At 45.7% G+C, this 14,896-nt stretch carries 12 protein-coding genes; all 12 read left to right on the forward strand.

Translation table 11 applies throughout. From position 1 onward, the window contains the following. The first annotated feature begins 9 nt into the window (after positions 1-9). The 12 genes from ACZQK9_RS11180 to ACZQK9_RS11235 all read left to right on the forward strand — a co-directional run bounded on the left by ACZQK9_RS11180 (position 10) and on the right by ACZQK9_RS11235 (position 14,881). Positions 10-831, forward strand: a complete 822-nt coding sequence (locus tag ACZQK9_RS11180) for a TrmH family RNA methyltransferase (RefSeq protein ID WP_483270611.1) — start codon at positions 10-12, stop codon at positions 829-831. Between the two features lie 149 nt (positions 832-980). Beyond that, a complete protein-coding gene (gene cysK / locus ACZQK9_RS11185; RefSeq protein ID WP_178017207.1) occupies positions 981-1,919 on the forward strand; it encodes a cysteine synthase A in 939 nt (312 codons plus the stop codon). 134 nt (positions 1,920-2,053) lie between these two features. Beyond that, positions 2,054-2,488, forward strand: a complete 435-nt coding sequence (locus tag ACZQK9_RS11190; RefSeq protein ID WP_178017206.1) for an RrF2 family transcriptional regulator — start codon at positions 2,054-2,056, stop codon at positions 2,486-2,488. A gap of 212 nt (positions 2,489-2,700) precedes the next feature. Then, positions 2,701-3,951, forward strand: a complete 1,251-nt coding sequence (locus tag ACZQK9_RS11195) for a glycoside hydrolase family 3 protein (protein ID WP_483270612.1) — start codon at positions 2,701-2,703, stop codon at positions 3,949-3,951. A 23-nt stretch (positions 3,952-3,974) separates the two neighbouring features. After that, positions 3,975-5,087: a metallophosphoesterase family protein gene (locus tag ACZQK9_RS11200; protein ID WP_483270613.1), complete on the forward strand. Its 1,113-nt coding sequence runs from the start codon at positions 3,975-3,977 to the stop codon at positions 5,085-5,087. Continuing rightward, positions 5,084-6,670 (forward strand): ATP-binding protein, encoded by a 1,587-nt coding sequence (locus ACZQK9_RS11205; protein WP_483270614.1) that lies wholly within the window; start codon positions 5,084-5,086, stop codon positions 6,668-6,670. The genes ACZQK9_RS11200 and ACZQK9_RS11205 overlap by 4 nt, the downstream gene beginning before the upstream one ends. Positions 6,671-6,684: 14 nt before the next feature. Next, complete coding sequence (locus ACZQK9_RS11210) at positions 6,685-7,425, forward strand: acyl-[acyl-carrier-protein] thioesterase (RefSeq protein WP_483270615.1); 741 nt, start codon at positions 6,685-6,687, stop codon at positions 7,423-7,425. A gap of 42 nt (positions 7,426-7,467) precedes the next feature. Further along, on the forward strand, positions 7,468-7,905 hold the full coding sequence (locus ACZQK9_RS11215) for a cytidine deaminase (protein ID WP_483270616.1): 438 nt from the start codon (positions 7,468-7,470) through the stop codon (positions 7,903-7,905). A 10-nt stretch (positions 7,906-7,915) separates the two neighbouring features. Then, positions 7,916-10,843: an insulinase family protein gene (locus ACZQK9_RS11220; RefSeq protein ID WP_483270617.1), complete on the forward strand. Its 2,928-nt coding sequence runs from the start codon at positions 7,916-7,918 to the stop codon at positions 10,841-10,843. 23 nt (positions 10,844-10,866) lie between these two features. Further along, positions 10,867-11,775, forward strand: coding sequence for a GTPase Era (era, locus tag ACZQK9_RS11225; protein WP_483270618.1), 909 nt, complete (start codon positions 10,867-10,869; stop codon positions 11,773-11,775). A gap of 1 nt (position 11,776) precedes the next feature. After that, entirely contained in the window at positions 11,777-13,264 is a 1,488-nt protein-coding gene (locus ACZQK9_RS11230; RefSeq protein WP_021985080.1) for a DUF1846 domain-containing protein, read from the forward strand. A 168-nt stretch (positions 13,265-13,432) separates the two neighbouring features. Continuing rightward, positions 13,433-14,881 (forward strand): ABC transporter ATP-binding protein, encoded by a 1,449-nt coding sequence (locus ACZQK9_RS11235; RefSeq protein WP_483270619.1) that lies wholly within the window; start codon positions 13,433-13,435, stop codon positions 14,879-14,881. The last annotated feature ends 15 nt before the right edge of the window (positions 14,882-14,896 follow it).

The raw sequence follows: 14,896 nt of genomic DNA on the forward strand, positions 1-14,896 counted from the left end.
TGTGTGTTCATGCCACATATTATTTCTATACAGAATTTACAGGATACGGATCTGGATATATACGCCAGACTTTCAGAGGCGCAGCTTCTTCGTTACCGGGAGCCGAAACCTGGTATCTTTATTGCGGAAAGTCCGATTGTCGTGGAACGGGCGATTGCTGCCGGATATCATTCAATCTCTGTCCTGGTGGATGAATCAGAGGTATCGAAACAACAGGGATTGCTTGAAGCGTGTGGAAATATTCCTGTTTATACTGCGAAGTTTGATGTGCTGACACAGATTACCGGGTTTAAGCTGACACGTGGAATGTTATGTGCGATGGAGAGAAAGAAGCTTCCGGAAGCAGATGTCTTATGTGGGAATATGCACCGGATTGCTGTACTTGAGGATGTAATGAATCCGACAAATGTTGGAGCAATATTCCGTTCGGCGGCGGCACTTGGCATGGATGCAGTGCTTTTAACACATGGATGTGCGGATCCGCTGTACCGGAGAGCAATCCGTGTCAGCATGGGTACAGTATTTCAGATACCATGGACATATCTGCCGAAGACGGAAGAAGATACCGCACAGATACTTCATACGCTGGGCTTTCCATGTGTGGCAATGGCACTTCGGGATGATTCGTGTGAGATCTGTGATTCGCGGTTTGCGAAGCTTGATAAACTTGCTGTGATTCTTGGAACGGAAGGAGAAGGGCTGCGCCAGGAGACGATTATGCACAGTGATTATACCGTGAAGATACCGATGACACATGGGGTGGATTCCTTGAATGTGGCGGCTGCGAGTGCGGTCGCATTCTGGGAATTGTCAAAAAGAGAAACCGTTTAAGCGCGGTTTCTTTTTATTAAAAAAAATCAAAAAAGTGATTGACAAATTGTTTTATCGTGTTATAATACACTCAAATCCTACTTAAAAAGTAGGAATATAGGGAAATAGAGAAGCAATAGATAATATAAGAAAATCTGGAGGTAGACATTATGAGTAAAGTAATTAAAAGTGCGTTGGAATTGATTGGTGATACACCTTTGCTTCAGGCAGATCGTTATGCGAAGAAGGCAGATGTGACAGATGTAAATCTGTTCGTAAAGCTGGAGTACCTGAATCCATCAGGGTCCGTAAAGGATCGTATTGCACTTGCAATGATCGAGGATGCTGAGGAAAAGGGAGAACTTAAGCCGGGCGCAACAATCATTGAGCCAACATCCGGAAATACAGGCATCGGTATTGCAGCCGTTGCGACAGCGAAGGGCTATCGTGCAATCCTGACACTGCCGGAGACCATGAGTGTAGAGCGTAGAAATCTTCTGAAGGCATATGGTGCAGAGCTTGTACTGACAGATGGTTCTAAGGGAATGAAGGGTGCCATTGCAAAGGCAGAAGAATTGAAGGAGTCTATTCCGGGAGCAATCATCCTTGGACAGTTTGATAACCCGGCCAATTCCGAGATGCACAAGAAGACAACCGGACCGGAGATCTGGGAGCAGACAGAGGGTAAGGTTGATATTTTCGTAGCTGGTGTTGGTACAGGTGGAACGCTGACCGGTGTTGGTGAGTATCTGAAGTCTAAGAATCCGGATGTGAAGATTGTGGCGGTAGAGCCTGCAACAAGTGCAGTTCTTTCAACCGGTCAGGCCGGATCCCATAAGATTCAGGGTATCGGAGCCGGATTTGTGCCAAAGGTACTCAATACGAAGATCTACGATGAGATTATTACGATTGAGAACGACGATGCATTTGAAGAGGGAAGAGCCTTTGCAAGAGCCGAGGGTATTCTGGTTGGTATCTCTTCCGGTGCGGCATTGAAAGCAGCAGATATCCTTGCAAAGAGACCGGAGAACAAGGGCAAGACAATTGTTGCATTACTTCCGGATTCTGGTGACAGATATCTGTCTACTGCATTATTTGCAGAGCAGTAAAGAGAAGAAAATGAACGGATAAAATATTGTTCGTTATCTTGACTTATGTTAGTGCCGATTATATAATTTTTTGTATCTGCGGAAAGCAACGGAACTTATAATTATATAATCGGTTACTTTATGGAGGAATTTGCATGAAAATATCAACAAAGGGAAGGTATGCACTTCGTCTGATGCTTGATTTGGCAGTTTATAACACCGGAGAGCCGATTAGTTTAAAAGACGTTGCAAAGAGGCAGAATATATCTGAAAAATATATGGAGCAGATTATTTCTGTATTGAATAAGGCGGGATTTGTGCGCGGAATCCGAGGCGCACAGGGTGGATATCTGCTTTCTCGTACACCGAAGGATTATACGGTTGGTATGATCTTACGATTGACGGAGGGCGAGCTTGCTCCGGTTGCCTGCGTTGGACAAAATCCAATTGACTGCGAGAGAAGAAATAGCTGTGTGACGGTTCGTATCTGGGAGAGACTCTATGATGCGATATCGGATGTCGTAGATAATATCACATTGCAGGATCTGGTTGATTGGAACAACGAGCAAGCGGATCAATACATGATATAATAATTCCGTCATGCAAATAAGCAGCGAGGCTGCTTGCAGACGGAGGTGCTTATTTATATGACGGATAAACAGACATAAGCATGAAGGACGATAGTCCGGAATGCGCATGGCTGTTACGATTTCGGGAGTTCGAAGAACGGAGAAATCGTGATTATTATATGTAATGTATAATGATAATCACGAGTTCGCAGAACGGAGAAATCGTGAATATTATGAATAAGACGGAATCGTGTTCAATGATGCATCGGCATAAAAAAATTATATATGGAATATTGATCATCTGTATGGTTTTTTTTGGTATTTTCGGTTCGGGAAATCTCCTGCGGGATGGAGAGCGAACTTCTTCGGAATCGTCAGATACGGAAGAAATAGCCACGACACAGATTTCTGCGACAACCGAGCAGGCGGCAGAAGAAGGAACGCATTCTTCTTCGGATGCACAAATGACAGTGCTTGATGTGCGGATACAGGACAAGATTCAGACGATGAGTCTGGAAGAAAAAGTCGGACAGATGTTTTTTGTAAAAAATGATGGACGCTTCGGACCGGATGAGCTAACGCAATATCCGGTTGGGGGCATTATTTTGTTTGCAGGGGATCTGGCTGGGGAGACGGCAGATTCGCTGACAGAGAAGATCCAGTCGTTTCAGGATGCTTCGGATATCCCATTGCTGATCGGAACGGATGAAGAAGGGGGTACGGTGACGCGTGTCAGCCGGTATAGTGCGCTGTCTGACCATGTTTTTGCCTCGCCGAGATCCATCTATGCATCAGGAGGCATGGATGCAATTAGAAAAGACACGGAAGAAAAATCAAAGCTACTGTTGTCGTATGGAATTAATGTCAATTTTGCACCAGTCTGTGATCTATCCGGAAATAAAAGTGATTTTATATATGAACGGTCTTTTGGAGATGATCCACAGGAGACAGCGGAATATGTCGATACGGTAGTTACGACAATGCAAAAGCAACGGATTGGAACGGTATTAAAACATTTTCCCGGATATGGAAGCAATGGGGATACCCATGTAAACCGGATTGAAGACACGCGGACGTATGAGCAGTTTGTGACGCAGGACTATATTCCGTTTGAGGCAGGCGTAAATGCAGGTGCGGATTGTATCTTAGTCAGTCACAATGTGGTTGCTGCGATTGACGATACATATCCGGCATCCCTGTCGGCAAAGGTGCACGACGAGATTCGGAACGTATTGCAGTTTGACGGTGTGGTGATCACTGATGATCTGATGATGAGCGGGGTGTCTGCAGGATATGATCTGGATGAGGCGGCAGTGCAGGCGGTCAAAGCGGGAAATGATATGCTTCTTTCTACGAACTATCAGGAGCAGTTCAAGGCTGTGTTACAGGCGGTCAAAGATGGAGAAATCGACGAGTCTCAGATAGACATGGCAGTTGCACATGTGTTGAGATGGAAGAACAAGTTAGGACTTGAAATATTTTAGAAATTGACAGAAAGGGGTAACGGATGAAATTAATACATTGTGCGGATATTCATTTGAATTCCTCCCTGTCTACACATCTGGACGGAGAGAAACGGAAACAGCGGAGAACCGAGATTCTGCATACGTTTTTACGCATGGTGGATTATGCCGCAGAGCAATCGGTGGATGGAATACTCATCGCCGGAGACCTGTTTGATACGAAGAAGGTTGACCGGACAACTGGGGATGCCGTGCTTTCTGCAATCATTGGACATCCGGAAATCTTGTTTTTCTATCTGCGTGGAAATCATGATGCAGATGGTTTTCTGCAGTCACTAGAGAAAATCCCGGATAACCTGAAGCTGTTTGGTGATACATGGCGTTCATATGCGTGGGAAGAAGATGGTGCGACAATCGTGATCACGGGAGCGGAGAGCTCTGCGCGGAATACGCAGACGCTATACACATCGCTCAGACTTGATCAAAAGCATATCAATCTTGTGATGCTGCATGGGCAGGAGACACCCTACGCAAGCGGGTCAAGACAGGATGCGGAACAGATTCCACTTGCTTTATTACAAAATAAGGGAATCGATTATCTGGCACTCGGGCATATCCATACATACAAGCGCGGGCAGCTCGATGCAAGGGGAATTTATGTGTATCCCGGTTGTTTAGAGGGCAGAGGCTTTGATGAATGCGGTTTACATGGGTTCTGTCTGCTTGATATTGATGCAGCACATCATAAGCTGCAGGATACTTTTGTCCCGTTTGCAAGCCGCAGACTGTGGGAAACATCGGTGGATGTAAGTGGATGCGCATCCGGTGTGGATGTCTTAGATGCTGTCAGAGAGACGTTACAGGAGATGCAAGTGCAGTCTGCCGATCTGGTGAAGGTCTGTCTGACCGGCAGTCTGCCTGCAGGTGTGGAAGTAGATGCAGAATTGCTTGCGATGCAGCTTGCGCAATCTTTTTTTTATGTAAAGGTTGTGAACCGGATCGTGCCGGAGATCGACTATGCGTCATATACATATGATACCTCTTTAAAGGGTGAATTTGTTCGGCTGGTTCAGGCACAGACCGGTCTTTCGGAAGAGGAGAAGGCAAAGATTATCCAGACAGGGATATTGGCACTTGCCGGGGAGGCGTTCGTATGAGACTACTGACATGTCATATTGAAAACTTTGGAAAATTGTCGGATTTTTCCTATGATTTTGCAGATGGATATAATGCTATTGTGCTTCCGAACGGTGCAGGGAAAAGCACGTTTGCGGCATTTATCCGTGTAATGTTCTATGGCTTTGCCGGGGAGACAAAGCGGACAGAAATCGAGAAGGAGCGGAAGCGTTATCAGCCGTGGCAGGGTGGTACCTATGGCGGGCAGGTTACATTTACGGTGGACGGAAAATATTATCTGTTGTCGCGTGTCTTCGGGAAGACAGCAAAGGGCGATTCTTTCCGGTTACAGGATGCGGATACTTTGCTTGATAGTACGGATTACACGGAACAGACCGGGCAGGAGTTGTTCGGAATCGATGCGGAATCCTTTCAGCGGACCATCTATATCGGTCAGGCGGAGTGTGCGGCGTTTGCGGCGACAGATAGTGTGAGTGCGAAGCTTGGCAATCAGATGGAAGAGACCGAGGATATGGCAAGCTATGACGTGGCAAATAAAAAGCTTGCCGATGCGATCAATCAGTTATCGGATAAGCGGAGCACCGGAAAACTTGCGAAGCTCGAACGGGAAGCGCGAGTGATTGCCCAGGAGATACAGGAAAAAACTGCAGTGCAGGAAGAATTAGACTCGGTTTCAAACCAGTTGACGGCAGTGAAGGCACACTGGAATGCATGTGTCGCAGGGAAAATGTCTGGGGAAAACGATGAGAAAAAAGCTGCAAGTCCATCCAGACAGGAACAGGCAGATAGCTTGCAGCACAGAAAAAATGAAAAAAACGAACAGCGCAAATATAAAGGGTTCACAGGTGTCGTCTTAGGACTGCTTGTGATCGTGTATGCACTGCTTGCCGCAGGCAAAGGGTATCGCATGTTGATCCTCATCTGTGGTGGATTCAGTGTAGCTGCAGGTGCTTTTATGCTGCTTGGCTATGCGATAAGCAGGAGAAAACAACGACCGGAGACAAAGCCGGAGCAGCCAAATCCGCTTTCGGAAGAACAGCAGCAACAGCGGGCATCAGAGATGGAGACGCTGTCGAGGCAGATCCTGCAATACAGCCGGAGACTTGATGAGTTGGAGAGCGAGTTTGACACACTGACGGAAAAGGAAAGAAAATTGCACTCTCTTAATGAAGAATTGATTACGCTTCGGGAAAAATGTGATATAATACAAAAGACTAAGGCTTTTTTGATGCAGGCAAAGGAATATTACGGTGCACGCTATCAGGCACCGGTTATGGATGCATTCCGGAGGTATTACCGGATGTTAGCAGGTGAAGACGGAACAGCGTATGGACTTACGGCGACGTTCGGGATGGAAAGGCAGGAGCAGGGAATGTACCGGGATATGGGATATTTCAGCCGGGGATATCAGGATATGACCGGTTTATGCATGCGTCTTGCATTCGCGGATGCCATGTACCGGGAGAAAAAGCCGTTTCTGATTCTGGATGATCCGTTCGTAAATCTCGATGAGGAAAAAATAGAGCATGGAAAAGCATTTATAAGAGAAATCGCAAAGGAATATCAGGTGATTTATTTCACTTGTCACGAAAGCCGTGCGTGATAAAGGGGTATACTATGTACACATATAATAAAAAAGTACTTTTTTCAGATGTTGATGCAACAAGAAGAATGTCGTTTGGAAGTCTGATGGATGCCATGCAGGATTGTGTCAACATCAATTCCGAGTCGGTAGGCAGAGGCATTGACTATATGCTTGAGCATAAGCGGACCTGGTTCGCAATCGGCTGGAATATTGAGATCCGCCGTATTCCGAAGATGTTCGAGGAGATAAGCGTGAAGACCTGGGCGTATGAATTTGCAACATCCATCGGCTATCGTAATGTTATTGTGACAGATGAGAACGGCGAGGATATTGTCTGTGCCGATTCGATGTGGACACTCATGGATATGGAGACGAAGCATCCGGTTCGGATTGAAGAAGAGGATGCAAAGGGATATGAGATCAGACCGCGGTATCCGATGGAAAGATGCGGTAGAAAGATCCGTCTGCCGAAGGAATTCGAGGTTGTTGACACAGTAGTTGTGCCAAAAGCCGACATCGATTACAACGGACATATGAGTAACGCAAAATATATCCTGCTTGCCAATGAATATCTCGAGGATATCACGCGTGTCAGTCGGATCCGCGTGGAATATAAGAGTCAGGCGCGGTATAGGGAGACTCTTGTGATCGAGCGTGCACAGTTGGAGAATAAAACAGACGGCAGAACGGAAACACATGTGATCGTCAAGATGAGCGGCAAAGAGGCGGGCGATGTCAAAGCCGTTGTTGATTACAGTATAATAGAAGCTTAAAATACGATTTCGTAGATAAAAATAATACAGGAAAAACAGTATATGGAATTAGCAAAGAAAGAGATACAGAATCTAATCCGGATCGCAGCAGATGCACGTAAATTTGCATACGCCCCATATTCGCAGTTTGCAGTCGGGGCGGTATTGCTTGGGGCAGATACGAAGATATACACCGGATGTAATATTGAGAACGCAGCATTTACACCGGGAAACTGTGCAGAGCGGACAGCTGTGTTTAAGGCTGTGAGTGAAGGCTGCAGGGAATTTACGGCAATTGCGATCGTAGGCGGGAAACTTGATGAAGATGCGCTTGTGCAGACCGGATACACTGCACCGTGTGGTGTGTGCAGACAGGTGCTGCGGGAGTTCGTTAATCCATCCGCATTTACCGTGATTTTAGCACGCACAATAGAGGAGTATAAGGTATATACATTGGAAGAACTGCTTCCGGAAAGCTTTGGACCGGAGAATTTGAAATAGATGATGGAGGATGAATCGTTTGAGTAATTTAGAAAAACTGACCGCATATACGGTAGTGGAAAAGAAAGAATTGAAGGAAGTTAACGGATACGGGTATATCCTGTCCCACAATAAGACAAAGGCACGGGTGGCTGTGATTGAGAACGATGATACGAACAAAGTATTTACAATCGGTTTTCGGACACCGCCAGCCGACGATACCGGTGTGCCGCATATCACAGAACATTCGGTGCTTTGTGGTTCCAGAAAATTCCCGGTTAAGGATCCGTTCGTGGAGCTTTGCAAGGGCAGTCTGAATACATTCTTAAATGCAATGACTTATTCGGACAAGACAGTATATCCGCTTGCAAGTCTGAATGAGAAGGATTTTCATAATCTGATGCATGTCTATATGGATGCAGTTTTTTATCCGAATATGTATGAGAAGAAAGAAATCATGATGCAGGAGGGCTGGCATTATGAAATCGATGACCAGACAGGTGAGCTAACCTATAATGGTGTTGTATTCAATGAAATGAAAGGCGTGTATTCCTCACCGGAACAGCAGCTTTACCGAATTATTGAGAAGTCGCTGCTTCCACATACAGCATATGGCTTTGAATCCGGCGGAGATCCGGAGGCAATCCCGAATCTGACACAGGAGGATTTTATTGCGTTTCATAAGCGGTATTATCATCCGAGCAACAGTTATATCTATCTGTATGGAGATATGGATGCTGCAGAGGAGCTTACATTTATTGATGAGGAATATTTACAGAATTTTGATTATGCGGAGATTGATTCGGCTCTGACAGACGAGCCGGCATTTGAAAAACCGGTAACGGAACGGGCATATTACTCAATTTCTGAGAACGAATCCGAGCAGGATAACACATATCTGGCATACAATATGGTTATCGGTACAAGTGCGGATAAGAAATTATGTGCAGCATTCGCGATTCTTGAATATGCCTTGCTGTCGGCACCGGGCGCACCGCTCAAAAAGGCATTGATTGATGCAGGACTTGGCAAGGATATTCTGTCATCCTTTGATGACGGTATCAAACAGCCGAACTTCTCAATCATTGCAAAGAATGCGAATGCAGAAGATTTAGAACGATTTATACAGGTGCTTGAGGATACGCTTGCTTCCATTGTGGAGCAGGGTATGGATAAGAAATCGCTGCTTGCGGCAATCAATTATTTTGAGTTTAAGCACAAGGAAGGAAACTTTGGACGATTCCCGAAGGGATTGATGCTCGGATTAAATGCATTTTCTACCTGGCTTTATGATGATGCGGCAGCGCTTGATCTGTTCAGCCTGAACGATGTGTATGATGCGTTGAAGCAGGATGTAGAGACCGGATATTTTGAGGCTCTGATCAAACAGTATATTTTACAGAATACGCACAAGTCATATTGTCTGCTGATGCCAAAGAAGGGGCTTAATAATGAGATTGCAGAGCGTGAGAAGGCACGGCTTGCGGCATATAAGGAGACGCTTTCTGCGGCGGATATCGAGGAGATCCGTGCGAACATGATGCATCTGAAGGAGTACCAGAGTTCCGGTGATGCGGAGGAAGACTTGAAGAAGATTCCGATGCTTGCAATCGATGATATCGAGAAGCATGCCAAGAAAATAAATAACCGCATTCTGGAGATTGAACATGTCAAGGTACTAAGTCATGATATTTTCACAAACGGAATCACGTATCTCAGCTTGAATTTCTGTATGGATGATATCGACTATGATAAGTTCCCGGTAATTGCACTTTTGACGGAAATTTTTAAGTATGTGGATACGGAGCATTTCAGTTACAGTGAATTGTCGAACGAAATCAATCTGTACACCGGTGGCATTGGATTCAGTACAACGGTCACCAATAAGAAAGAATATGGCGGTTATGTGACACATTTTGTCGTCAGTGCAAAGATGCTGGATGAACAGCTCGATAAGGCAATGGAATTGATTGAGGAGATTTTGTTCACCTCGAAGCTTTCGGATAAGAAGCGATTAAAGGAGATTATTGCGGAGACGCGTGCGGCAATGAAAGACGATCTGCTTGCGAACGGACATACAACAGCGGCGGGACGCGCAACGGCATATATTTCTAAAATAGGTGTTGTGAAAGAACTGACAGAGGGTGTGGATTATTATATGTATCTGTCAGATCTGGATGATCATTTCGAAGAACGCTATGAGGGACTGGCTGCTGATCTGCAAGAGGTACTTGGCCAGCTTCTGCGCAGAGATTCCCTGCTCGTGAACTTTACTTCCGATAAGAAGCCGGAGGATACGCTGACTGAGAGTCTGACGGGATTTTCCTGCAAGCTTTCGACAAGACTGGCGTTTGAGAATGTGAAGGAAATTCCGGTAGTAAAGAAGAACGAGGGCTTCAAGACGGCAAGTCAGGTACAGTATGTAGCAACAGCCGGTAATTTCTGTGAACGTGGCTATGAGTATACAGGCGCTTTGAATGTATTGCAGTGTATCTTCTCATATGATTATCTGTGGATCAATGTGCGTGTGAAGGGTGGTGCTTACGGCTGTATGTGCAGCTTCAATCGGAGTGGAAACGCGTATTTAACTTCATACCGTGATCCGAATTTATTAGAGACGTATGAAATCTATAAGAAAGCACCGGAGTATGTGAAGAACTTTGAAGCAGACGAAAGAGACATGACGAAATATATCATCGGTGCGATCAGCAGGATGGATGCACCGCTTACACCATCCGCAGATGGCAATTTCAGTCTGATTTGTTATCTGATGGGAATCGACGATGCGGATCTGCAGCGGACAAGAGATGAAGTGCTTGGCGCAACCCCGGAAGTAATCCGTGGACTTGCCGGATATGTGGAAGCGGCTGTCGATGGAGGTGTGATCTGTGCAATCGGCGATGAAGCGCGGATCGAAGCTGCGAAGGATGCATTTACAGAAGTAAAGAGCGTATTTTAGGTACAATACACAGGGAGAGACATATGGATAACTTATCGACATACAAATCCGGTTTTGTTGCAATCATCGGACGTCCGAATGTGGGAAAGTCCACATTGATGAATCATCTGATCGGACAGAAGATTGCGATTACAAGCAACAAAGCGCAGACGACGAGAAACCGGATCCAGACAGTATATACGGATGATGAAGGACAGATTGTGTTCCTGGATACACCGGGTATCAACAAGGCGAAAAATAAGCTTGGCGAGTATATGATGAATGTTGCGTACTCCACATTGAATGAGGTGGATATCGTCATGTGGATCGTGGAGCCGACGACATTTATCGGTGCGGGAGAGCGTCATATCATTGATGTGCTAAGTAAGGTAAATACGCCGGTGGTGCTTGTTATCAACAAGACGGATACCGTGGATAAACAGGCAGTTGCAGATGCTATAAACACATACAAAGAGGTACATGATTTTGATGCGATTGTTCCTGTTTCTGCACTGCGCGGACACAATCAGGCGGAGCTTATTAAGACGTTAAAGCGGCTGCTTCCGTTTGGACCGCAGTTTTACGATGAGGATACGATTACCGATCAGCCGGAACGCCAGATTGTGGCGGAGATGATCCGTGAACAGGCACTCAGACAGTTGGACAAAGAGATTCCGCATGGTATCGCCGTTGTGATCGACCGGATGAAGGAACGTCCGGATGGCAGTTGCATGGATATTGAGGCAACAATTATCTGTGAGCGGGATTCCCACAAGGGGATTATTATCGGAAAGCAGGGTGCAATGCTTAAGAAGATTGGTACGAAAGCACGTATCAGCATGGAAAATCTGCTGGACATGAAAGTGAATTTAAAGCTATGGGTAAAGGTAAAGAAGGACTGGAGAGACAGCGATACTTTACTTCGTAATTACGGTTATCGGGAGGAAAATTAAGATGAAGATCGGTTTTGACAACCAAAAGTACTTAGAGATGCAGTCACAGCACATACGTGACCGGATTGCACAGTTTGATAATAAATTATATCTGGAGTTTGGAGGCAAGCTTTTTGATGACTATCATGCGTCACGTGTGCTTCCGGGATTTCAGCCGGATTCGAAGCTGCAGATGCTGTTACAGTTAAAAGACCAGGCTGAAATCGTGATCGTAATCAGTGCAGAGGATATCGAGAATAACAAGGTACGTGATGATTATGGAATTACATATGATATGGATGTGCTGCGTCTGATCGACGAATTCCAGGCAGTAGGACTGTATGTTGGCAGTGTGTGTCTGACGAAGTATGCCGGGCAGGCATCGGCAGAGCTTTTCCGCAAGAAGCTTGCAGAGCTTGGAATCAAGTCTTACCGTCACTATAAGATTGTCGGATACCCAAGTGATATTGCCCATATCGTGAGTGATGAGGGGTATGGAAAGAATGAATATATCGAGACAGAGCGCCCGCTTGTTGTCATTACGGCACCGGGACCGGGCAGTGGAAAGATGGCAACCTGCCTGTCTCAGCTTTACCATGAATATAAGCGTGGCGTGAAAGCCGGGTATGCGAAGTTTGAGACGTTCCCAATCTGGAATCTGCCACTCAAGCATCCGGTCAATCTTGCCTATGAGGCAGCGACAGCGGACTTAAATGATGTCAATATGATCGATCCGTTTCATCTCGAAGCATATGGTGAGACAACCGTTAATTACAACCGCGATATCGAGATATTCCCGGTTGTTGCGACAATGTTTGAACTGATCGCCGGAAGCAGTCCGTATAAGTCCCCAACGGATATGGGTGTCAATATGGCTGGAAATTGTATCATTGACGATCAGGTATGCCGCGATGCATCGGCACAGGAGATCATCCGCCGGTATTATCGGTGCCTGTGTGACAGAAAGCGTTACGGACAGTCGAAGGATGACAAGAATAAGTTAGAACTTTTACTGCGGCAGGCGGGTGTCTCTATGGAGGACCGCCTGGTGGCAAAGAAAGCATTGGCAAGGGAAGAGGAGACCGGACATCCGGCGATGGCAATCGAGCTTGCAGACGGCACGATCGTAACCGGAAAGACCGGAGATCTGCTCGGTGCATCGGCAGCTGCAATTTTGAATGCGCTTAAAGTACTTGCCGGAATTCCACATGAAGTACAGTTAGTATCCAAGGAAGCCATCGAACCGATCCAGCGTCTCAAAATCCAGTATCTTGGAAGCCACAATCCAAGGCTGCATACCGATGAGATTCTGATTGCGCTTTCCACGACGGCGGCACAGGATGAAAAAGCAAAGCTTGCAATTGAGCAGCTCTCAAAATTGAAGAATTGTCAGGCACATTCGACAGTATTGCTTTCATCGGTGGATGAGCAACTCCTGAAGAAAATAGGTGTCCAGCTTACGTGCTCCCCGAAGTATGAAGAGGAAGACAGAAAATATCACAGACGTTAAAAAATTGATTGTAAATAGAATATGAATCTGATAAAATATGCTTGTTTTTGTAAGAAAAAACAGGCATATTTTTATGCATTTTCGTAGAGAATACGAAAGAAAAATCTGGCCTGCATCCGCCAATGCCATGGATAAGGATGTCAGGAACACAAGGAGGATGAGAGTTTATTGGAAAACAACACTAGTTCAACAAACATTATTGAGCTAAAGCACATCACAAAAACATTTGAGGATGGGTTTGTCGCTGTAGAGGATTTTAACCTTACGGTAAAAAGGGGCGAATTCGTAACGTTTTTAGGGCCTTCGGGCTGTGGTAAAACCACAACACTCCGCATGATTGCGGGCTTTGAAATTCCTACAGAGGGAGAAATACTGCTAGATGGTAAAGAGATTGGAAATCTACCACCAAACAAACGCCCGATCAACACAGTATTTCAACGGTATGCATTGTTTCCACATTTAAACATTTTTGACAATATCGCCTTTGGATTAAAGCTTAAGAAGCTGCCGAAGGACGAGATTAAGCGGAAGGTAAAGAAAGTTCTGGAGATGGTAGACTTAGAAGGGTTTGAGACGCGGAAGGTAGCAACCTTGTCCGGTGGACAGCAGCAGCGAATCGCAATCGCACGTGCACTGGTCAATGAGCCGCAGATCCTGCTTCTCGATGAGCCGCTCGGTGCGCTCGACTTAAAGATGCGCAAGGAGATGCAACTTGAACTGAAAAGTATGCATGAAAGACTTGGCATTACCTTTATCTATGTAACACACGATCAGGAGGAGGCACTTACGATGTCGGACAAGATCGTTGTCATGTCCGAAGGACGTATGCAGCAGATCGGAACTCCTGAGGATATATATAATGAGCCGAAAAATGCATTTGTTGCAGACTTTATCGGTGAGAGTAATATTTTTACGGGCATTATGACAGACAAGCTCAAGGTGCGTTTCTGCGGAGCGGAATTTACCTGTGTGGATGATGTCGAGCATGGACGGCTGGTGGAAGTTGTTGTGCGTCCGGAGGATGTGGAGATCACAACGCCTGAGAATGGTGCAATCACAGGAACGGTTACATCGGTTGTATTCAAGGGTGTCCACTATGAGATCACAGTGGAATCTGGCAAGAACGAGATCGTGATCCAGTCGACGAAGACCGCAGCGGTTGGAAGCCAGGTTGGACTGAATGTGGAACCGGACGGTATCCATATCATGATTCCGGAACACACACTGAATAAGATCGAGAGTGATGTAGACAAGAATTATGAGCTTACAATCTTTGATGGAAAGATTCAGTGTGATCTGACGAAGATCATTCCGGGTTCTAAGTTCAACGACGCGCATGAGCTTTTAGATGCACATGGTGACGTGATTGATTATGAGAAACTGAAGGTCGTGCTTGCAATCAAGCCACGGCATATTTCCATGAGCGATAATGAGGAAGAGGGTATCGTCTGCGGACATATCATCAACCTGATCTACAAGGGTGATCATTACAGCTACGTGGTCCGTACGGATATGGATGAAGATTTCATCGTTAACGATGAATACCTGTGGAATATGGATGACTATGTAAGTCTGGTTATTCCGGAGGAGCATATCCAGTTTTCCATTAAGAAATAGAAAAGGAGTGATATT

This window comes from Wujia sp. (genome assembly GCF_056872695.1).

Excerpts from the sequence above, each read along its gene's own strand:
- ACZQK9_RS11180 (WP_483270611.1), top strand. The coding sequence starts at position 10 with ATGCCACATATTATTTCTATACAGAATTTACAGGATACGGATCTGGAT.
- era (WP_483270618.1), top strand. The coding sequence starts at position 10,867 with ATGGATAACTTATCGACATACAAATCCGGTTTTGTTGCAATCATCGGA.
- ACZQK9_RS11205 (WP_483270614.1), top strand. The coding sequence starts at position 5,084 with ATGAGACTACTGACATGTCATATTGAAAACTTTGGAAAATTGTCGGAT.
- ACZQK9_RS11215 (WP_483270616.1), top strand. The coding sequence starts at position 7,468 with ATGGAATTAGCAAAGAAAGAGATACAGAATCTAATCCGGATCGCAGCA.
- ACZQK9_RS11190 (WP_178017206.1), top strand. The coding sequence starts at position 2,054 with ATGAAAATATCAACAAAGGGAAGGTATGCACTTCGTCTGATGCTTGAT.
- ACZQK9_RS11210 (WP_483270615.1), top strand. The coding sequence starts at position 6,685 with ATGTACACATATAATAAAAAAGTACTTTTTTCAGATGTTGATGCAACA.
- cysK (WP_178017207.1), top strand. The coding sequence starts at position 981 with ATGAGTAAAGTAATTAAAAGTGCGTTGGAATTGATTGGTGATACACCT.
- ACZQK9_RS11220 (WP_483270617.1), top strand. The coding sequence starts at position 7,916 with ATGAATCGTTTGAGTAATTTAGAAAAACTGACCGCATATACGGTAGTG.
- ACZQK9_RS11230 (WP_021985080.1), top strand. The coding sequence starts at position 11,777 with ATGAAGATCGGTTTTGACAACCAAAAGTACTTAGAGATGCAGTCACAG.
- ACZQK9_RS11195 (WP_483270612.1), top strand. The coding sequence starts at position 2,701 with ATGAATAAGACGGAATCGTGTTCAATGATGCATCGGCATAAAAAAATT.
- ACZQK9_RS11200 (WP_483270613.1), top strand. The coding sequence starts at position 3,975 with ATGAAATTAATACATTGTGCGGATATTCATTTGAATTCCTCCCTGTCT.